Source organism: Cognatazoarcus halotolerans, assembly GCF_009800965.1.
GTDB classification, from domain to species: Bacteria; Pseudomonadota; Gammaproteobacteria; order Burkholderiales; family Rhodocyclaceae; genus Cognatazoarcus; species Cognatazoarcus halotolerans.
In genome coordinates, this window is the sequence record NZ_WUAF01000020.1 from 25,713 (window position 1) to 45,181 (window position 19,469).

Annotated in this window: 12 protein-coding genes and 1 tRNA gene; 5 read left to right on the plus strand and 8 right to left on the minus strand. The window is 61.5% G+C overall.

Translation table 11 applies throughout. The annotated features are described in order from the left end of the window. The first annotated feature begins 48 nt into the window (after window positions 1–48). Window positions 49–2,766: a bifunctional [glutamate--ammonia ligase]-adenylyl-L-tyrosine phosphorylase/[glutamate--ammonia-ligase] adenylyltransferase gene (gene glnE, locus GQB03_RS19145; RefSeq protein WP_407644551.1), complete on the plus strand. Its 2,718-nt coding sequence runs from the start codon at window positions 49–51 to the stop codon at window positions 2,764–2,766. Between the two features lie 155 nt (window positions 2,767–2,921). Here the strand turns inward: glnE and GQB03_RS19150 are convergent, their stop codons facing one another. The 5 genes from GQB03_RS19150 to GQB03_RS19170 form a co-directional block, all read right to left on the minus strand. Next, entirely contained in the window at window positions 2,922–5,099 is a 2,178-nt protein-coding gene (locus GQB03_RS19150; protein WP_159692770.1) for a malate synthase G, read from the minus strand. Between the two features lie 493 nt (window positions 5,100–5,592). Beyond that, window positions 5,593–5,669: transfer RNA gene (locus GQB03_RS19155), tRNA-Pro, on the minus strand. Window positions 5,670–5,685: 16 nt separating this feature from the next. Then, window positions 5,686–6,654: an octaprenyl diphosphate synthase gene (ispB, locus tag GQB03_RS19160; RefSeq protein ID WP_159692772.1), complete on the minus strand. Its 969-nt coding sequence runs from the start codon at window positions 6,652–6,654 to the stop codon at window positions 5,686–5,688. Window positions 6,655–6,706: 52 nt separating this feature from the next. Further along, on the minus strand, window positions 6,707–7,459 hold the full coding sequence (gene ugpQ, locus GQB03_RS19165; RefSeq protein ID WP_159692774.1) for a glycerophosphodiester phosphodiesterase: 753 nt from the start codon (window positions 7,457–7,459) through the stop codon (window positions 6,707–6,709). Window positions 7,460–7,477: 18 nt separating this feature from the next. Next, window positions 7,478–8,767, minus strand: coding sequence for an extracellular solute-binding protein (locus GQB03_RS19170; RefSeq protein ID WP_159692776.1), 1,290 nt, complete (start codon window positions 8,765–8,767; stop codon window positions 7,478–7,480). A 142-nt stretch (window positions 8,768–8,909) separates the two neighbouring features. Here GQB03_RS19170 and GQB03_RS23330 point away from each other — a divergent pair, with 142 nt between their 5' ends. Then, window positions 8,910–9,341: a hypothetical protein gene (locus tag GQB03_RS23330; protein ID WP_159692778.1), complete on the plus strand. Its 432-nt coding sequence runs from the start codon at window positions 8,910–8,912 to the stop codon at window positions 9,339–9,341. A gap of 9 nt (window positions 9,342–9,350) precedes the next feature. Here the strand turns inward: GQB03_RS23330 and GQB03_RS19180 are convergent, their stop codons facing one another. Genes GQB03_RS19180 through GQB03_RS19195 form a run of 3 tightly spaced genes read right to left on the minus strand, consistent with a single transcriptional unit; the run spans window position 9,351 to window position 13,771 of the window. After that, on the minus strand, window positions 9,351–11,144 hold the full coding sequence (locus GQB03_RS19180; RefSeq protein ID WP_159692780.1) for a putative bifunctional diguanylate cyclase/phosphodiesterase: 1,794 nt from the start codon (window positions 11,142–11,144) through the stop codon (window positions 9,351–9,353). After that, window positions 11,141–12,697: an HD-GYP domain-containing protein gene (locus GQB03_RS19185; RefSeq protein WP_235027142.1), complete on the minus strand. Its 1,557-nt coding sequence runs from the start codon at window positions 12,695–12,697 to the stop codon at window positions 11,141–11,143. Before GQB03_RS19185 ends, GQB03_RS19180 begins: the two co-directional genes overlap by 4 nt. 36 nt (window positions 12,698–12,733) lie before the next feature. Further along, complete coding sequence (locus GQB03_RS19195) at window positions 12,734–13,771, minus strand: aldo/keto reductase (protein WP_159692782.1); 1,038 nt, start codon at window positions 13,769–13,771, stop codon at window positions 12,734–12,736. A gap of 142 nt (window positions 13,772–13,913) precedes the next feature. Between GQB03_RS19195 and rlmM the strand changes: the two genes are divergently transcribed. The 3 genes from rlmM (at window position 13,914) to GQB03_RS19210 (ending at window position 19,469) form a co-directional block, all read left to right on the plus strand. Next, window positions 13,914–15,008, plus strand: coding sequence for a 23S rRNA (cytidine(2498)-2'-O)-methyltransferase RlmM (gene rlmM / locus GQB03_RS19200; RefSeq protein ID WP_159692784.1), 1,095 nt, complete (start codon window positions 13,914–13,916; stop codon window positions 15,006–15,008). Between the two features lie 198 nt (window positions 15,009–15,206). After that, complete coding sequence (locus tag GQB03_RS19205; protein WP_159692786.1) at window positions 15,207–16,664, plus strand: DEAD/DEAH box helicase; 1,458 nt, start codon at window positions 15,207–15,209, stop codon at window positions 16,662–16,664. 102 nt (window positions 16,665–16,766) lie between these two features. Next, complete coding sequence (locus tag GQB03_RS19210; RefSeq protein WP_159692788.1) at window positions 16,767–19,469, plus strand: sensor domain-containing protein; 2,703 nt, start codon at window positions 16,767–16,769, stop codon at window positions 19,467–19,469.

The following is a 19,469-nucleotide window of genomic DNA, read 5'->3' on the forward strand; positions in this document are numbered from 1 at the left end:
GACTAAAATGCCCCATTCAGGAGCCGCACCGGAATGCACGCGGCGTCGATGAGCAATTCTACCGAAGCGCCTTCAACCATGCCTCCCGATCTCATGTCCCACGTCGATGCGATTCGCAAGACCGCTGAATTTTCACGCTTTTTCGAACGTCAGCTGAACGCGCGCCCATGGCTGGCATCGCAACTCGAAACCCATCTTGCGGGGCCACTCGAGTCCGCGGCAATGGCGACGTTCGTTGCCGGGCAGGGGCTTGACGAAGCCAGTCTTCCCGCCGTGTTGCGCCGGCTCCGTGCGTGGGTCATCAGCCATGTCATGGTGCGCGATCTGGCGGGTGTCGCATCGCTGACGGAAGTCACCGAGACGATGACCACCCTGGCCGATTTCACCGTGGCAACGGCATGCGATCTACTGCACGCCAAGCTGGCAAGACGTTATGGCGAACCGCTCGGCAGCGACGGGCGAACACAGCGCATGATCGTGATCGGCATGGGAAAGCTGGGCGGGCGAGAGCTCAATGTGTCCTCGGACGTCGACTTCATCTTCGTCTACCCCGAAGACGGTGAGACGGACGGGCCGAAGTCGATCAGCAATTTCGAGTTCTTTGCCAGTCTTGGCAAGAAGTTGATTCAGTCCCTGAACGAGATCACCGAAGAAGGGCAGGTCTTCCGGGTAGACATGCGTTTGCGTCCGAACGGGGATTCGGGACCATTGGTATGCAGCTTCGACATGCTCGAAAACTATTTCATTACCCAGGGACGCGAGTGGGAGCGCTATGCGTGGATCAAGGCGCGGGCGATGCTGGGCGAGCGCACTGACGAACTCGCGTCGATTTCCCGCCCCTTCGTTTTCCGCAAGTACCTCGATTTCGGTGCGATCAATGCAATGCGTGATCTGCACGCCCAGATCCGCCGGGAAGTGGCACGCCGCGACATGGCCAACAACGTCAAGCTCGGGCCTGGAGGAATTCGCGAGATCGAATTCATCGCCCAGGTTTTCCAGCTTGTCCGCGGCGGGCGCGATCTCGCGCTGCAGGTCAAACCGACGCTGAAGGTACTCGAATTGCTCCCCGAGCGCGGAATACTGGACCGCGCTACCGTTACCCAGCTCTCCGCGGCCTACGACTTCCTGCGGCGACTCGAACACAGACTCCAGTACCTGGACGATGCCCAGACCCACAGCCTTCCCGAGAACGAACAGGACCAGATGCGCATAGCTGCGGCAATGGGCCATCGGGACTTCGACGAGATGATGGGCATCCTGGACACGCATCGGACGATCGTGAGTGCAAACTTCGAGCACGTATTCGGAGACCCTACCGAAGATGCGCACGCGCTCGACGGCGCCTGGAGCGACGCGGGCGATCAGGCCGGTTGCGCCGACGTTCTCACCAAACTGGGATACGCCGACCCCGACACGGCCTCGCGCCGCCTTGCCGAAATTCGGCGCAGTGCCCGATATCAGCAGATGCCCGCCCAGCACAAAGCCCGTTTCGACGGAATCATGCCACGAGCGCTGTCGATCGCGACCTCGACGCCAAACCCGGACCAGACGCTGGCGCGAATCCTCGACCTGATCGAGGCGATCAGCCGCCGCGGCGCCTACCTCGCCTTGCTGCAGCAGTATCCGCAGGCCTTGCAACGGGTTGCCGAACTCGTCAGTGCTTCGCGCTGGGCCGCGACCTACCTCGCCCGCCATCCCATCCTCCTCGACGAACTGCTCGATGCCAGGCAACTCGGACAGACCCCGGATTTGTCCGAGTTCCGCACGGAACTCGCTGCCGAGCTGGAACGGGTCGAACCGGACATGGAACGCCAGATGGACGTGATGAGGGAGCGCCTGCACACTCAGGTATTCGGCATGCTCACCCAGGACATTGCGGGCAATCTCACCGTCGAATCACTGGCCGACCACCTGTCCGCGCTGGCCGATACGATCGTCGAGCTCACGATCCCGATGTGCTGGCGCAGGCTCCGCAAGCGCCACCGCGAAACGCCCGCGTTCAGCGTGATCAGCTACGGCAAGCTCGGCGGCAAGGAACTCGGCTACTCCTCCGATCTCGACATCGTGTTCCTGTTCGACGACCCGGACCCGGACGCGATGGAGCTCTATTCTCGTCTTGCCCAGCGTATCAACAGCTGGCTGTCGAGTCAGACCGCGGCCGGCATTCTCTACGAAACCGACCTGCGGCTTCGGCCCAACGGCGATGCCGGCCTGCTGGTCACGAGTGTCGAAGCCTTTCGCCAGTACCAGCTCGAATCGGCATGGACCTGGGAGCATCAGGCCCTGACTCGCGCCCGCTTCACTGCCGGGGATCGGTCGATTGGCGAACGCTTCGAGGAAATCCGCATCGAAGTGCTGCGGCAGGCTCGCGACGCTTCGAAGCTGGCAAGCGAAGTGATCGAGATGCGCCGGAAGATGTACGAGAACCACGGCGGCAAGAGCGACCGGTTCGATCTCAAGCAGGACAAGGGCGGCCTGATCGACGTCGAGTTCATCGTCCAGTACCTGGTGCTGCGTCACGCGCATGAACACGCGGAGCTCTGCGGGAATCTGGGCAATATCGCGCTGCTAGGCATCGCGGCAAGGCTCGGTCTGATTCCGGCCGAACTCGCCGAAGGCGCAGCTGAAAGCTATCGCAGCTTCCGTCGCCATCAGCACCGGCTGAGGTTGGACACCGGCAGCTCGCGCATCGAAGCGAACGCAGTCGAACAGGAGCGCCGCGTCGTCATCGCGTTATGGGAAGCGGTCTTCGGGGTTGATCGCTGAACCGGAACGAAACAACCTCTTCCAGGTTTTGGGCGGCAGATCAGGCGGTCCGCATACGCCCTTGTCCGAGGGCCAAGAAAAATGCCACTCCGTGAAGTGGCATTTCCTGTCTTTTGCCCGCCTCCGGCGCTACGCGCTGAGACGACCTTTCAGGCCTACGCCTGAGCCTTTGCAATCTGGCGATAGCGGTGCAACAACGGTTCGGTATAACCGCTTGGTTGGGAGCAGCCCTCGAACACCAACGCGCAGGCCGCCTGGAAGGCGACACTGTCGGCAAGGTTGGAAGCCATCGGCCGGTAGGCCGGATCGCCGGCATTCTGGCCGTCGACCACGGCAGCCATGCGCTGCATCGTCTCTTCAACCTGTTCGCGGCTCACCACGCCATGACGCAACCAGTTGGCAATGTGCTGGCTGGAAATCCGCAGCGTGGCACGATCTTCCATCAGACCAACGTTGTTGATATCGGGCACTTTCGAGCAGCCAACCCCCTGCTCCACCCAGCGCACGACGTAGCCGAGAATGCCCTGACAGTTGTTGTCCAGTTCCTGCTGGCGCTCGTTCGCGCACCATTCGGCACGCTCGACGACGGGGATGGTGAGCAGGTCGGGGAGCAGACGCTCGCTCTCCGCAGAAAGGTCGAGCTTCTCGATCTCCTGCTGCACCGCAGCCACACTGACCTGATGGTAGTGCAGGGCGTGCAGGGTCGCACCGGTCGGGGACGGAACCCAGGCCGTGTTTGCGCCAGCCTTGGGATGAGCGATCTTCTGCTCGAGCATGGCCGCCATGAGGTCAGGCATTGCCCACATGCCCTTGCCGATCTGGGCACGACCGCGCAGACCGCAATCCAGGCCGATGAGCACGTTGCGACGCTCATAGGCCTGGATCCAGGCGCTGTTCTTGATATCGCCCTTGCGCATCATCGGGCCTGCTTCCATGGCGGTGTGCATCTCGTCGCCGGTGCGATCGAGGAAGCCGGTATTGATGAATGCTACCCGGGCCGGCGCAGCGGCGATGGAGGCCTTGAGGTTGACGCTGGTACGACGCTCCTCGTCCATGATGCCGAGCTTGACCGTGTGGCGCGGCAGCTTGAGCAGATCCTCGACGCGACCGAACAGTTCATCCGCGAACGCGACCTCGGCCGGGCCATGCATCTTGGGCTTGACGATATAGATGCTGCCGCGGCGCGAATTGCCCTTGCGCTGAAGGTCGCGACTCGAGATCAGCGTGGTCACGACCGCATCGATGATGCCTTCCGGCACTTCGTTTCCGGCCTCGTCGAGAATGGCCGGGTTGGTCATCAGGTGGCCCACGTTGCGCACGAACAGCAGCGCGCGACCGTGCAGGATCACGGGCTTGCCGTCAGCGCCGGTGTATTCGCGATCGGCGTTCAGGGTACGGGTAACCGACTTGCCACCCTTTTCGAACGTGTCGACGAGCGTGCCCTGCATCAGGCCAAGCCAGTTGCGATAAACCACGACCTTGTCGTCACCGTCGACCGCGGCAACCGAGTCTTCGCAGTCCATGATGGTGGACAGTGCCGCTTCGATCAGCAGGTCATTCACGCCGGCAGCGTCCGAAGCACCGATTGCGCCCGAACGATCGATCTGGATCTCGATGTGCAGTCCGTTGTTCTTGAGCAGAACCGCTTGCGGCGCCGCCGCATCGCCCTGGTAGCCGACGAACTTGCCGGCATCGGCCAGCGCGGCGCTGGCACCGCTCTTGAGCGTGACGACCAGCGCGCCATTGCTCACCGAATAGGCGGTCGCATCGGCATGGGATGCACCTGCGAGCGGCGCAGCCTGATCAAGAACGCCACGGCCAAAGGCGATGACCTTCTGGCCTCGCACAGGGTTGTAGCCCTTGCCGCGCTCGGCACCGTCGGCATCGCTGATGGCATCGGTACCGTAAAGCGCGTCATAGAGCGAACCCCAGCGGGCGTTCGCCGCGTTGAGCGCGTAGCGTGCGTTCATGACCGGCACGACAAGCTGCGGACCGGCCTGCACCGCCAACTCGTCGTCGACGTTGGCGGTGCTGATCTTGACGTCCTTGGGGGTAGGAAGCAGATAGCCGACCGACTCGAGGAAGGCTCGATAGGCAGCCATGTCCCGTATCGGGCCCGGGTTCGCCCGGTGCCAGGCGTCGAGCTCGCTCTGCAAGCGATCCCGTTCGGCGAGCAGCGCCTTGTTCTTGGGTGCCAAGTCGTGAACCAGCTTGTCGAAGCCGCTCCAGAAAGTCGCTACATCGAGGCCGGTCCCCGGCAAAGCTTCTTCATCGATGAAGCGTTGCAGATTGTTGGCAACCTGCAGTCGCTGGCACTTGGTACGTTCGGTCATGGCTCTGGCTCTCTTTATAACTAAAACATTACGGTCAATTTGGTCTATGTGGCGCCGGCCCCCCGCCAACCGCAGTCGTGTTGCGCAGAGGCCACGCTTCATCGACGGTCCAAGCGCGTCGGGCCAGGGAATAACCTGAGCGCGCATCAGGCTGGAAGGGGCAACCCAAGCCACCGACCATGCACGCCGGTCCTCCAACCCTGTCCGACAGGACGGAATCTTCAAGCAGCACAAGGTCCTTGGCTTCGCCAACCGTGAAGAATGGCGATGATTTTGGCCCGGGTCAATACAAGAGCGGGTAGAACATGCGGTCTTTTATTGCAGTGCAACCACATTGTCGCCCGCCCCGATCAGGCCCAGGCGTCTAAGGCGTACTTGGCAAGGCTATCGAGAGCGGTAGGGATCGCCTCCCGGTCACATCCCGGCCGCACCTCAGCCAATGCCACGCAACACAAAAAAGCCACTCCGAAGAGTGGCTTTTTTGTCGGGATATTGGTCGGGGAAAGAGGATTCGAACCTCCGGCCCCTGCGTCCCGAACGCAGTGCTCTACCAGGCTGAGCTATTCCCCGTTCGCTGCATGCCCGACTAGAAAGATCGGGCAACTGCAAAGTCCGACAATTGTAGCAGCGAGTTTTTGAAATTGGAAGCGGGAAGACACGACAGCGCTTCGATCGCGAGATTGGCTTCTGCCGTCGCATAGCGCCGGGTTTCCTCGAGCGCCCCGGAATTCTTTATGGCGTCGAGGACAGCAGCAAAATCCTCCCTACCCCCTTCTTCGATGGCGTGCCTCACTACCGCGGCCTGCTCGCTCGTTCCATGGTTCATCACATGAATAAGTGGCAGCGTCGGCTTTCCTTCCGCCAGATCGTCACCGAGGTGCTTGCCGGTTTCCGCCTCGTCGGCAGAGTAGTCGAGCACGTCGTCGATCAGCTGGAACGCGGTCCCGAGGTGCATGCCGAACGCTGCCATGCTTACCTCCTGTTCAGGCGTGGCACCACCAAGGATTGCACCGAGACGTGTGGCAGCCTCAAACAGCTTCGCCGTCTTGAAACGAATGACCTGCAGATAATCATCAACCGCCAGATCCGCGTCATGACAGTTCAGCAATTGCAGTACTTCGCCTTCAGCAATGGTGTTGGTCGCGTCGGCCAACACCTGCATCACCCGCATCTCGCCGACACCGACCATCATCTGGAAGGCACGTGAATAGAGAAAATCCCCTACAAGCACCGACGCGGCGTTACCAAATAGTGCGTTGGCGGTCTTGTTGCCTCTGCGCAAATCAGATTCGTCCACCACATCGTCATGAAGGAGCGTGGCGGTGTGGATGAACTCGATGACCGCCGCAAGCTCGTGATGATGCGTTCCTTGGTAACCGAAAGCGCCTGCCGAAAACAATGCCAGAGCCGGCCTCAGCCGTTTGCCACCACTGTGAATGATGTACTCGGCAACCTGTCGGATAAGAACAACGTCTGAATGCAGACGTTGGCGGATGACCGCGTCGACAGCCTTCATGTCGGCGTCGATCGGAGAGTATAGCTGTGCTAGGGACACGGCGCGGGGAAGGAAGGAAAACCGCGATGGTAGGGGCGCCGCACGAGCCGCGTCAAGGCGCGCTCAGTTTAGGCGCCTTGAGTACATCAGGCCGGTCGGTCACGAGCGCATCCGCGCCCGCTGCCCACCACTGTTCAGCCTGCACGGGGTCGTTCTCCGTGTAACCCAGCACGAACAGCCCAGCGGCCTTCGTCTCGCGGATCTGAGCCTCGGTCCACTCGCTCGCATCGGCATGCAGCGAGATGCAACCCAGTCTTCGGCACCGAGCCACCGCGTCCTCAGGAATCCGCTCGACCAGCAGGCCGAGCGAAAGATCGGGCACAGCACTTCGGGCGGCAATCAATGCAGTTTCGGAAAAAGACGAGAGCAGTGGCGCCTTCACGTCTTCGGACCACAGTCGGGCCACCATCTCCGCAACGACTTGGCCTGTCACGGCTTCGTGGCCCGGCGCCGGCTTGATCTCGACGTTGGCAGCCAGCCCCAGGGCGATGCACAATCGCGCCGCGGCTTCGAACGCGGGCAATGGCTCGCCGGAAAAGGCTGGGTGACGTACGCAGCCGGCATCAAGCCGAAAAAGCTGGGCAGCGTTCAGGGTGGACACCCTGCCACAGCCGTTGGTCGTCCGATCAACCGTGTCATCATGAATCAGGACCGGCACCGAGTCCGCGGACAGCATGACGTCGAACTCGACAGCGGCGCAACCGATCGCCGCCGCCAGGCGTATGCCTGCAAGTGTATTTTCGGGCGCGAGCGCACCACCGCCCCGATGGGCAAAAACGGAAGGCCAGCGCCAATCGGCTCTCATGACGTGCCCGCAACTCCGCTAACAGCCCGAACAGCTGCCACCTGAACGAACGACGGCATTATCCAGCGCCTGCTTGGCGGCCTTGCTGTCAGCCCAGACCCCCCGCAGCTCTTCGGAAAGAATCGTACGCACGGCCAGGCTGCGCGGGAACGCGGAGGCACTGGAGTTCGCCGTGACCGGTCTGTTGGTAAGCTGGCTCACCGCGACACCGATGCTTGCCATCTCGGGTTGCAAGAGTTCGCTGCCCGATGCAAGAAGACCGGCACGATTGAGGGGGAGATATCCCGTATCACGCTGCCAGCTCACCTGAGCCTCCGGGCTGAGCCAGTAGTTCACGAGCTTCGCCACGCCACGATAATCCTGCTTGGAGAGCCCCTCAGCCACCCACAGGGATGGACCATCGGCGAGCGTGTTTTGCGGTGCCCCCGGGTAACCCTCATGGTACGGCAGGCGCGCAACGACGATATCGAAGGCCGTTTTGCCCCGAAAGTCGGCGTAGGCCGAAGACGACGCGGTGAGCACCGCGCACTCTCCACTGGCGAAGCGTCGCTCAGCCTCACCCTCCCCCTCGAAAAGCTGCAGATAGCGGGCCCGATACCAGCTTGCCATCTTTGCAATGTGCTTGACCTGCAACATGCCGTTGGTGGCAAGCGTTACCTTCTTGCCGATCTGTCTCACGGTCGGCTCGTTGTGCCAGGCACTGGTGTTATCGATCAGGATCCAGTCGGGATCGGCCGACGTGAAAGGGCACGCGAACCCCGCGTCCATGAGGCGGCCGAGGACCTCCTGCAGATCGTCCCATGTCTCCGGCACCCGCTCGGAATCCACCCCGATCTCGCTCAGCGCACGCTTGTTGAGATACATCACCGGCGTCGCAAGCGCCACGGGAAGTGCCAGCAAGCGCCCGCTCGAATCGACCGGCGTCGGCGTCACAAAAGCCTGGTGCCTGAAGGTCTTCAGAGGCAGGCCGGCGCCGGCCATGACCCGGTACAGGGAGCGATAACGCGGCTTTCCGGCAAGAAATCTTTCTTCTTCCTCATCGCCGAGCAAGAGCATTGCCGGAAGCTTGCCCTGGGTCCAATCACGCTCGCTCAATACGACCCGTTGTGCGGGAGCGCCCGCATTGTAAGCATCGACCAAACGCTGCAACTGTGCGGCCTTGCCTGGACTCAGGTGGTGAACAAGCTCCAGCTCCTTGTCAGGCTGGGGCTGTTTGCTGGCGCCGGAGGCAGCGCCCGCGAGGAGAAGACATGTCAGCGCGGCAATCGCCAGGCGCCCAACAAGCTTTTTCGAACAAGACGCGCTCATGGCACTCCATGTTTGATGAATCGAAGAGCGAATTATAGGTGTGGCCGGGACCACGTGGCGAACCGCATCTGCAAGCTCAGATCAAGTTTTTCCCGTTGGCGACGTAACTCAGCAAGGACGAGTGATAGTTGAGCATGAAGAGATGATCAATAAAGTGCTATGTACGGCACTGGTTGCCTTGAGCACACTTGCGGGGTGCGAGCAACTGGGAATCCCCGACCCGGCCAAGGAAGCCGCCGCCGCGATCGAGGAAGGCAAGGCGATAGGCGCTGCATGTCGCCACTCGGGCCGCGCCCTGGAAGACTGCTATGCGCTCAATCCCGGCGCTCACAAGGCAGCAATATTCGAAGGATGGCGCGCAATGAACGACTACATGACTGAAAACAAACTTGAAGTCGTTCCTCCGACGCTCCCTCCAACCACCATGACACTCCCCACCCGTCACGCCGCACCCGACGAGCAGGCCGAGACTGCGAGCACCGAAGGCAATGGCGCAGAGCAGTCCGGGGAAAAGGATGGCGCCGCCAGCGAGCGTCGGTCGACACTGCGCACACGACGCGATGCGGCCCATTGAAACGCGCGTTCAGGAAAAACGACTGCGATACCAGCCAATCAAGTCTTCAAGCGGCATCGGGCGGGCGAACAGGTAGCCTTGCAGCAGATCGCACCCGGAAGCCACCAGGCGCCCGCGCGTCTCCTCGTCTTCGACGCCTTCCGCCACGACTCTCAGTCCGAAACCATGGCCAAGACGGATGACCGCGTCGACGATCGCACGATCTCGCTCCGATCGATGCAGATTGCGCACGAACAGCTGATCGATCTTCAGCTCGGAGACGGGAAGGTTGCGAAGATACGCGAGCGACGAAAAACCTGTTCCGAAGTCATCCAGCGCGACATCGCAACCAAGTTCGCGAAGACGAACAATGATTTCGCGCACGCGAACCTCGTCCGTCAGAAGCGCGGTCTCGGTAATCTCCAATGTCAATAACGAGGGGCTTACGCGCCAGGTCTGCAGTCCCTGAGCGATCAGGTCCGGCAACTCCTGGTCGCGCATATCCGCAGCGGTGAGATTCAGCGAAAGTCGCAATGGAATGCCCTGCGCGGTCAATTCGCTGATCATCCGCACTGAATGCATGACAAGCCATCGCGACAATTGCGGCAGTACACCGAGTCGGTCGGCAAGCAGAATGACTTCCGGCGGTGCAACCGATTCGCCGGACTCCCGGTGCCAGCGAAGGAGCAGCTCGGCCGACTCGCAACGTCCGGTCCGCAGATCGATCTGCGGCTGCAGCACGAGTTCGAACTGCTGAAGCTGGAGTGCCCGGATGAAATCACGTTCCTGATCAACATAGACCTGAACCGTGCTGGCGATGTCCTCACGATAGTCTTCGAACCCACGGCCGGTCTGCCGCGCCACGACCAGCGCAACCCTGGCAGCATGCTCCAGCGTCTCCGGATCCGCTCCATGCGCCGGACCTACCGCGCCGCCAGCGGCAATTCTTCCCCGCAACTGCCTCAACTCACCGTCGAGCAGGGATTCACACACTTCCACCAGGCGGTTGGCGGCCAGTCGAACCTGAGCGGGGCTGCGCAAACCCGGCATCAGCAGCGACCATTCGCTGTCGGCAGTCGCACAGAGCAAATCTCCAGGTCTGACCACGTCACGCAGTGCATCGGCGATGAGCAGGCGCAAACGATCCTGATCAGGCAACGGCAGATGTTGTACCGCCACGCCCCATTCGAGGGTCAGGACAACCAGCCCGATGCGCGCACTCTCCGGAGCGGTACCGAGCCAACTGCCGAGCAGGCGCATGAAGCGGCGGCGGTTGGGCAATCCGGTCACTTCATCGATTTCTTCAAGACGCGCACGGAGCGCCTGTTCGCGGTGCACCGCGGACGCCGTCAATACTGCAGCAACACCGAGCATCAAACGTTCGAGCGCAAACAGGATGTCCACCTCGAGCTGGTAGACCACCGCCCTTTCCCCAACCAGCCGGCGCCCGGCAGCCGCAAGCGTCGCAGCGCAGGCTTCAAGCACGAAACCGACATCCGTTCCGGCCTCGCAACACGCCAGCCACAATCGCATCAGCCTGTTTATCCACCCGGAGTCCGCCCCCCAGGCTTCCGCGTGCAGCAGCTCGGCACAAAACAGCGCCTCGCTTTCTGCAGAGGCCTCCGACACCACCGAATGGCTGCTGCGCGCCGCCATCATGACTGCGAATTCGGCAGCCAGCTCCTTGTGATCAACAACTTTGGAGAATGCGCGGATCGCTGCGAGCTCAGCCGCATCGATCCCGAAACGTTCGCGCAAGGCACTGAGCGCCGCCTCGTCGAAACGGTCGATTTCCTCCTGCATCGTCGACGCAACAGAGTTCATGAAAGGTAGAACTCCTGCGGATCTATGCCATAGGCGTTAGGCGGCAAAGCTCTGACCACGGCATAGGGCTCGCCGTCCGGGGCGGGCGGATCGTAGAGCAGATCGAGAATCGGTGGATGCGCATTGGGACTCTTGTCGGGCCCGAGCAGCACCATGACCCTCGGCTTGAGGCGGCGAACCCGATTCTGCCCGATCACGACGGCAACCTCACCACTGTTCAGCTCGACCAGCGAACCGACCGGGTAGATCCCGATGCATTGGACGAACTGATCGACCAACGTATCGCGAAAGACCCGATCCCGCATGCTGATCAGCTGCTCGAGCGCTTGCTGCGAGGTGTACAACTCACCATAGCCACGCTCCCTGGTCATCGCACAGTAACTATCCACCAGACCGGATATTTCGGCATTCATGCCAATCGCATCCGCACGCAAGCCCTCGGGATAGCCCGATCCATCGATACGTTCATGATGGCGACGCACGATTTGCAGGATGAGCTCGGTGCAGCCGGCACTCTCCTTCACGATCGCCAGCGAAAAATCGACATGCGTCTTGAATATCTCGTATTCCAGGGGCGTGAGTCGGGCCGATTTCTGCAAGAGGCGCTGTGGCAAGCGGATCTTCCCGACATCCTGCATAAGGCCCGCAATGCCGAGCGCAGCCGTTGTCTCCTCGCCAAGACCAAGGCTGCGGGCGAAAATCATCATATGCACCGAAACGTCCAGCGCATGATCATAGGTATATTGGTCGGTGCGCTTGAGGCGCGTCAGCCACAACAACGCGTCCGGATTTCGCGCAACACTGCGCACCATGTCTTCGACCCCCTCGCGCAGCTTGCCGAGATCGGGGTTCAAGTTGCCGCGGACATCCTCGATGACCTGCTCAAGCACGACTTGGGTACGTGCGAACGACGGCACGACCCGCAGCAGCTCGTGCTCCACCGGAGTTGTCTCCGCTTCGCGCAACGGGTTCCGCCGGACAACGTCGTCGGTCAGCTCGCCAAGGTTGTCCGGCTCTCCCAGTCGCCGCGTGCTCGAACGGCCAAAGAGCCCGCGAAGCGGATTCAGGATACGCTCAAGCCCGCCTGTGACGGGAGCCGTTCCGACATCCCGCGCGGTGAATTTCGGGGTGCCGAACGCATCGCCTTCAGCCAAGCCAAGATGCCTGGCCTCGCCTGCCCGAAGCGGCGCATCGGTGATCGATGGCAGCCCCTCCAGGCGGCCCGATCGAATCAACCGCATGATCTCAAGGAAATCCGGCAGACCACCCTCGTTGCTGCCACTACTTGTATCGTCCTCGCTGAGGATCGCGCTTCGCACGCTTCGTCCGACGCGGGAACTGACATCCTCGGCGTCGGGGGCCCTGAAATGCTCGCCCACCGAACGCGTCCGGTCCACATACACGAAGCGGCACAGCGACTGCAGCTGGGCCAGAACCTCATCGTCCTCTATCAGGAACCCCTGCATGAGGAAAGGCGAATCCAGCCACGGGCGGTCAAGCTCGCATACAAACAGCCCCGGCCTCAAATCCGATGCGGCGACTATTTCCTTCACTCCGGACAGTCTCCAAAAGTCGTTCGCATACCTTTCTCACGGGGCCGGGTTCGGAAAGCGCAGATGGATCTGCTCGATCTCATCAATCACCTCGGCGTCCGGTATCCAATCCCAAGCTGCAAGATTCTCAGCGAGCTGGGCGCGGTCCGTGGCACCGATGATCGTACTGCCCACGAACCAGCGTCTGTACACAAATGCCAGCGCGAGTGTGGCCGGCGACACACCGCAGCATCTGGCAAGCGCCGCGTAGGCCTCGACCGCTTCGCCGACATTGGGCTTGGTGTATCGGGCGCCAAACCCCTTGAACCGGTTGATTCGACCGACCGCATCCGGGTGGTCCCGGTATTTTGCAGACAGATGTCCGAAAGCGAGAGGGGAATAAGCCAGCAGGCACACATCTTCACGATGGCACAGCTCGGCAATACCGAACTCGTATACTCGGTTTAGCAGGCTGTACGCATTCTGCACGGACACGACACGAGGCAGGGCGAACTCGTCGGCCAGGCGCAGGAACTCCGAGATTCCCCAAGGATGTTCGTTGGAAAGGCCAATGGCGCGAACCTTGCCCTCGGCGACCAGCTCCGCGAGCGCCTCGAGCTGCGCCTTGATGCTAGTACCCGGGCGTTCGCGCGCCGGGTCATACTGCCATTGCCCGAACAACGGCTGATTACGCTCCGGCCAGTGCAACTGATAGAGATCGACATAGTCGGTGCCAAGCCGACGCAGGCTTGCCTCAATCGCGGCGCGCAGGTTGGCTGCATCAAGCGCGAGCGGTCCTCCACGAATCCAGGTCAGATTACGTGATGGGCCGGCGGCCTTCGTCGCGAGCACAACGCTCTCGCGGGGCTTTCTCTTCAGCCAGTTTCCGACGATCGACTCACTCGCTCCGCTGGTCTGCTCTCGTGCAGGGACCGGATACATTTCGGCGGTGTCAATGAAATTGATGCCGCGCTCAAACGCCATGTCGAGCAGGGAATGCGCCTCGGTTTCGCTGTTCTGCTCGCCGAAAGTCATGGTTCCAAGGCAAACTGCCGAAACGTTCGGCCCGGATCTGCCCAACTGACGATAATCCATAACCCAGAATGCTCCACCGTTTCGGACCGCTGTCGATCGCGGCAAAATGCCGCCGGACCGCTTATCCTTCCTGCGCCGGCCAACGTCGCGAAGAACCCCGACGGCCGTCGAATTCACCTATACAACCCATCATTCAATTCTAATGGACTCCAGCAGCTCCACTCCGCGCGCAATCACGGGCATCGTGATCTGTTGCCGCCCCGGCTTCGAAAAGGACGCGGCGGCCGAACTCACCGAGTATGCATTGATTCGCGGCCATGCGGGATACGTAACGACGACCGCGGAGAGCGGCTTCGTTGTGCTGAACCTCGATGAGGAATGCAGCTTCGAAACCATCAATCGGAACATTCGCCTCGCCGAGCTGATCTTTGCCCGCCAGCTCGGATTCCGTTTCGGTACCGCATCGCACATGCCCGATGATGACCGGGTTTCTCCAATTATCGAGCTGGCACGGTGCGCCCCGTCCCGTTTCTCGAGCATCACCATCGAGACGCCCGACTCCGACGCGACGAAGCCACTCTCCGGATTCTGCCGCCGACTCTCGGCGCCTCTCGGTCGGGCCGCCGAAAAGGCCAACGTGCTAAGACCGAAGAGGGTCCATCTGCCCAACCTTGCCATCCTGTTCATCGGCCAGGGAAAAGCCTTTCTGGGTATCAATTCGGCAGACAATCGATCACCATGGCCATCGGGAATTCCGCGCCTGCGAATGCCCAAGGATGCACCCAGCCGATCAACGCAGAAGCTCGCGGAGGCCTTCGTGACGCTGCTTAGCGATACGGAGCTCGAACAGCGGCTGCGGCCGGGACAGCGGGCAGTGGACCTGGGCGCTGCCCCGGGGGGCTGGACTTGGCAACTGGCATGGCGCGGACTGCGCGTAACGGCGGTGGACAACGGACCGATGGCTGCATCGGTGATGAAAACCGAGATGGTCACGCATGTTCGCGCCGACGGGTTCAAATGGCGTCCCCCGAGCGCGGTCGAGTGGATGGTCTGCGACATGGTCGAGCAACCCTCGAGAATCGCCGCACTGGTAGCCGACTGGGTGGCCTCCGGGCGCTGCCGTCACGCGATCTTCAATCTCAAACTGCCGATGAAGCGGCGCCACGAAGAAATCGGACGTTGTCGCGAACTGATCGGCCAACGCTTTGCCAAAGCTGCACTTTCATACCGCCTCCGCCTCAAACAGCTCTACCATGACCGCGAGGAGATCACCGGATTCCTTGAAGCGATTCGCTGACGGACCCGCTTGTACCGTGGAGATCGCCCCCCTGCGTGTATAATCCCGGCGATTGTCCACTGCATCCGCCCGGCCGGTTGGCGCCTGCATGCCCTCTCATCGGGCAATGGCCTCTTGGCGCAACATGAAAAGTATCGAATCGCGACCCCGCCGGCAGTGCCGTGGTGGCACCGGGCCGATTCCGGAGCGAAAAACCCAATGAAATTTGCCGACCTCGGGCTCATTCCCGAAGTTCAACGTGCGGTGGCGGAAGCCGGTTACACGGAACCGACCCCAATTCAGCGACAAGCCATACCGATCATCCTGCAAGGTAGCGACGTCATGGGCGGCGCCCAGACGGGTACCGGAAAGACGGCTGGTTTCACACTCCCGCTACTCAACCGGCTGGCCCCGCTGGCGACTGCGAGCACATCGCCTGCGCGTCATCCCGTGCGGGCCCTTATCCTCGCCCCAACTCGCGAGCTTGCGATGCAAGTGCACGAAGCGGTGCAGACCTACAGCAAGTACCTGCCCCTGCGTTCGACCTGCATCTACGGTGGCGTCGACATGAACGCGCAGATCCAGGAATTGCGCCGGGGCATTGAAATCGTGATCGCAACACCCGGCCGCCTGCTGGACCACGTGCAGCAGAAGACCATCAATCTCGGTCAGGTGGATATGCTGGTGCTCGATGAAGCCGACCGTATGCTCGACATGGGTTTCATTCCGGACATCCGGCGCATTCTCTCGCTGCTTCCCGCAAAACGGCAGAGCCTCCTTTTTTCGGCCACCTTCTCGGACGAGATCAAGAAACTCGCCGATCAGATGCTCAAGAATCCGCAACTGATCGAGGTCGCGCGCCGCAACATGGTCTCGGAAGCCATCACCCATCGGGTCCACCCGGTCGCCAGTGGATTGAAACGCAATCTGCTTGCCCACCTGCTGCGTCACCAACCCGAGGACCAAGTGCTGGTGTTCGTCGACACCAAGTTCGCCTGCAGCCGACTGGCCAACTTTCTGGAACGCCACGGCATCGCAGCCGATTCAATCCATGGCGACAAGAGCCAGCAACAGCGCACCGACACACTGGATGCTTTCAAGTCGGGCAAGGTACGGGTGCTGGTGGCGACCGACGTTGCGGCCCGCGGCCTCGACATCGACGATCTACCCTATGTGATCAATTTCGAACTTCCCCACACGGCAGAGGACTACGTCCACCGCATCGGCCGTACCGGTCGTGCCGGACGCCAGGGCAACGCAGTCTCGTTCGTCTGCGCGGAGGAAAAAGGGCGTCTTGCCGAGATCGAAAAACTGGTCAAGCTGCAGATTCCGCAGGAGGTGGTGCCGGGCTACGACCCCGAGCCCGACTTCTTCGACGCCGGCCACAAGCGCAAACGTGGCGGCCGCCACAGTGATGCACCCACCGACACACCGCGCCCGTCGAAAAGCGACGAATCCCGCCGCCCTGCGCGCCAGGAGGCGCGTCGCGGCGGCTCGCCGAAATCCACCATGATTGCGGCAGACGGATTCGATTTCAGCAAACCTTACGAACCAGCCGGCAGGGCAGGCGAAAACGCGGGCACGCCGAACGTGCCGCCAGAACCGAACGAACCGGCTCGCGCTCATCGCCACAAACGCCCGATCGCCTTTCTGCTCGGAGGCCTGGGGCGCAAGTAGGCAGAACGGAATAGACCTTGTTTAACCCTCTTTATCGGCCGAAGGGGATTGACTGGCAGGCGTAGATTCGCATTATCGCGAACTAGGCACAGACCCTGCCGAATGGATTTCTCGCCCTTCCGCCGACCGCCCGCCGAGCCGTCCGAGCCCCTTGTCCCCGATCTCTCGGACGGGGCTGAGGCAGGGCTTTACCTTGCCCTCTTCGAGCTTGTCGAGGAAGGTCTGATCATCACCAGCGACGAGACGATCCTGGAGGTAAACAGCGCAGCCTGTGATCTGTTGCAACGCAGTTATCCTCAGCTTGTCGGAAAACCGCTGGCCGACCTGTTTCCGAGCGAGGCAGCCTTCATCTCGGCGCGCGCCGCACTTTTCGTCGAGGGTGCCTCCCGGGGGTCCCTGCTTCTGGGCATGCCGGGCGGCGAGCGTCGTCGGCTGAGATGCCTGGCCGCCGCGCGGGTTCGCCCCGGCGTCCATGCGCTGGTCCTGAGCCCCGACCTTGCCGCGCTACCCGACCCGTTGGTCGAAGCGCCACCGCGTGACAACATATGGCCGCGTTTGGCGGCAGCGGTTCAACAACCGGTACTTGTCGTCGACCAACTCGGCCGGATCAGCGCGGCAAATGCAGCAGCGCAAGCAGCACTAAGCCGCGGCAAGGGGTCACTGGTCGGCTATTCCGCAGCAAGCCTCAGGCTCGAGGAGCGCACCCTTCGGCGCCTTCCCGGGCCGCAGGACGGCTGGGAAATCCTGATCTTCGGCGGGCATAACGATGCGGCACGCACCCAATCCAGGTCAGACGACGGACACTACCGCATCATTTTCGAACACAGCCCGCTACCGACACTGCTTTGCTCCCGTGACGACTGGCGCATCGTCGAGGCGAATCTCGCGGCCGAAGCCGCCTACGGCTACAGCCTCGAGGAGTTCCGGCAACTGTCACTCAATGATCTCCGTCCGAACTCGGGACCCGGGGCAGATACGGCACGCAGCCATGCCGTGGAAGGCGTATGGCGACATCGCCGCAAGGACGGAACACTGTTCCAGGCGGAGGTATTCTCGAGTGCGGTCGACGCAGGCGGCGGCGTGACTCACCTGCTGATCGCCCATGAACTTCCGCCCACACCGAACGACGGTCTGCGCCTCAAGCTCTCGAGCGAGATTTTCGACGCCAGCAACCAGGCTATCCTGATCACCGACGCGAACAATCTGATCGTCGCCGCGAACACGGCCTTCTCGAGGATTACCGGCTATCAGAAGCACGAAGTCTTGGGCAAGAGCCCATCGATACTGAGTTCGGGACGCCAGGACGCAGAGTTCTACAGGCAGATGTGGGCGACTCTCATCAAGGAGGATGCCTGGCAAGGGGAAATCTGGAATCGACGCAAGAACGGCGATATCTACCCCGAATGGCTGAGTATCAGCCGAATTGCAAACCTGCGCGGGGAGACGCTGCACTATGTCGCGATGTTCAGCGACATGACCGAGAAAAAACGTACCGATGCACGCCTCGAATATCTTGCGAACTACGACAAGCTCACCGGCCTGCCCAACCGCCAACTGCTGGACAGTTTCTACGCCGAATTCATTGCCCATGCGCGCAGGATGCGGCAGCAGTTGATACTGATGCTGGTCGATCTTGACCATTTCAAGAAGGTCAATGACGCACTCGGTCGATCGATGGGCGACGAGCTTCTGCGCGATGTAGCAAAGCGAATCTGCGATGCGCTGCCAGAAGACGTCGTCGTGGCACGCCATGGCGGCGACGAATTCCTTGTCCTCGCCCCTCACGTGGGCGGCAGCTCCGATCCCGCCGGCCTCGCCGAACTCGTGCGAGACACCTTTGCTCGCCCGTTCGGACTTGGCGGACGCGAACTCACCATCAGCCCCAGCATGGGCATCGCACTCTTTCCCGACGACGGCGTCGATCTCGACATCCTCATCCGCAACGCCGAGGCTGCCATGTACCAGGCAAAGCGCAACGGCCGGAACAGCTATCAGTTCTATACGGACGATCTGAACACCAGTGCGTTCGAGCGCCTGGCCTACGAGAGCAGCCTCCGCCGCAGTCTTGCCAACAACGAGATGCTGCTTCACTGGCAACCGCAGTTCGATCTTTCGACCGGTCGCCTGATCGGCGCCGAAGCATTGTTGCGCTGGCAACATCCCGATCTCGGCCTGGTTCCGCCCGGGAGGTTCATTCCAATCGCAGAAGAAAGCGGCCTCATCGTTCCGCTGGGCAACTGGGTGCTGGAAGAAGCCTGCCGGCAGATGAAGGAATGGCAGCAGCGCTTCGACCGCAGGATTCATGCGGCGGTCAACATCTCATCTCTTCAGTTCCGCCAAAGCGATTTCCTTTCACAAGTCAACGAAGTACTCGAGCGGACCGGACTTCCAGCGGAGTTGCTCGAACTCGAGATGACGGAAACCGTGGTGATGCACGACGACCGGGCGTCGACCGGCACCTTGTTCGCCCTGCAGGAGCTGGGCGTCCACCTTGCGATCGATGATTTCGGCACCGGCTACTCGTCGCTCGCCTATCTGCGCCGCTTTCCGATCCACACGCTGAAGATAGACCGTTCCTTCGTTGCCGAGATCGGCCGCAGCGATGACGGGGAAGCAATCGTCAGTGCAATCCTGAGTCTGGCGGGCAGCCTGCGTCTGAACGTCGTCGCTGAAGGTGTCGAAACCGAACTGCAGCGTAGTTATCTGCGGAATGCGGGCTGCAATGCAGTCCAGGGATTTCTGCTCGCCCGTCCGATGCCGGCCGCGGATTTTGCCGCCCTTCTCGAGAGCTCGACCTGTAGCTAA

What these genes read in the sequence shown, in the direction of transcription:
- GQB03_RS19195 (WP_159692782.1), bottom strand. Translation starts at nt 13,771, where the DNA reads ATGGATTATCGTCAGTTGGGCAGATCCGGGCCGAACGTTTCGGCAGTT.
- GQB03_RS19150 (WP_159692770.1), bottom strand. Translation starts at nt 5,099, where the DNA reads ATGACCGAACGTACCAAGTGCCAGCGACTGCAGGTTGCCAACAATCTG.
- GQB03_RS23330 (WP_159692778.1), top strand. Translation starts at nt 8,910, where the DNA reads ATGATCAATAAAGTGCTATGTACGGCACTGGTTGCCTTGAGCACACTT.
- GQB03_RS19170 (WP_159692776.1), bottom strand. Translation starts at nt 8,767, where the DNA reads ATGAGCGCGTCTTGTTCGAAAAAGCTTGTTGGGCGCCTGGCGATTGCC.
- GQB03_RS19210 (WP_159692788.1), top strand. Translation starts at nt 16,767, where the DNA reads ATGGATTTCTCGCCCTTCCGCCGACCGCCCGCCGAGCCGTCCGAGCCC.
- ugpQ (WP_159692774.1), bottom strand. Translation starts at nt 7,459, where the DNA reads ATGAGAGCCGATTGGCGCTGGCCTTCCGTTTTTGCCCATCGGGGCGGT.
- GQB03_RS19205 (WP_159692786.1), top strand. Translation starts at nt 15,207, where the DNA reads ATGAAATTTGCCGACCTCGGGCTCATTCCCGAAGTTCAACGTGCGGTG.
- GQB03_RS19180 (WP_159692780.1), bottom strand. Translation starts at nt 11,144, where the DNA reads ATGAACTCTGTTGCGTCGACGATGCAGGAGGAAATCGACCGTTTCGAC.
- glnE (WP_407644551.1), top strand. Translation starts at nt 49, where the DNA reads ATGAGCAATTCTACCGAAGCGCCTTCAACCATGCCTCCCGATCTCATG.
- rlmM (WP_159692784.1), top strand. Translation starts at nt 13,914, where the DNA reads ATGGACTCCAGCAGCTCCACTCCGCGCGCAATCACGGGCATCGTGATC.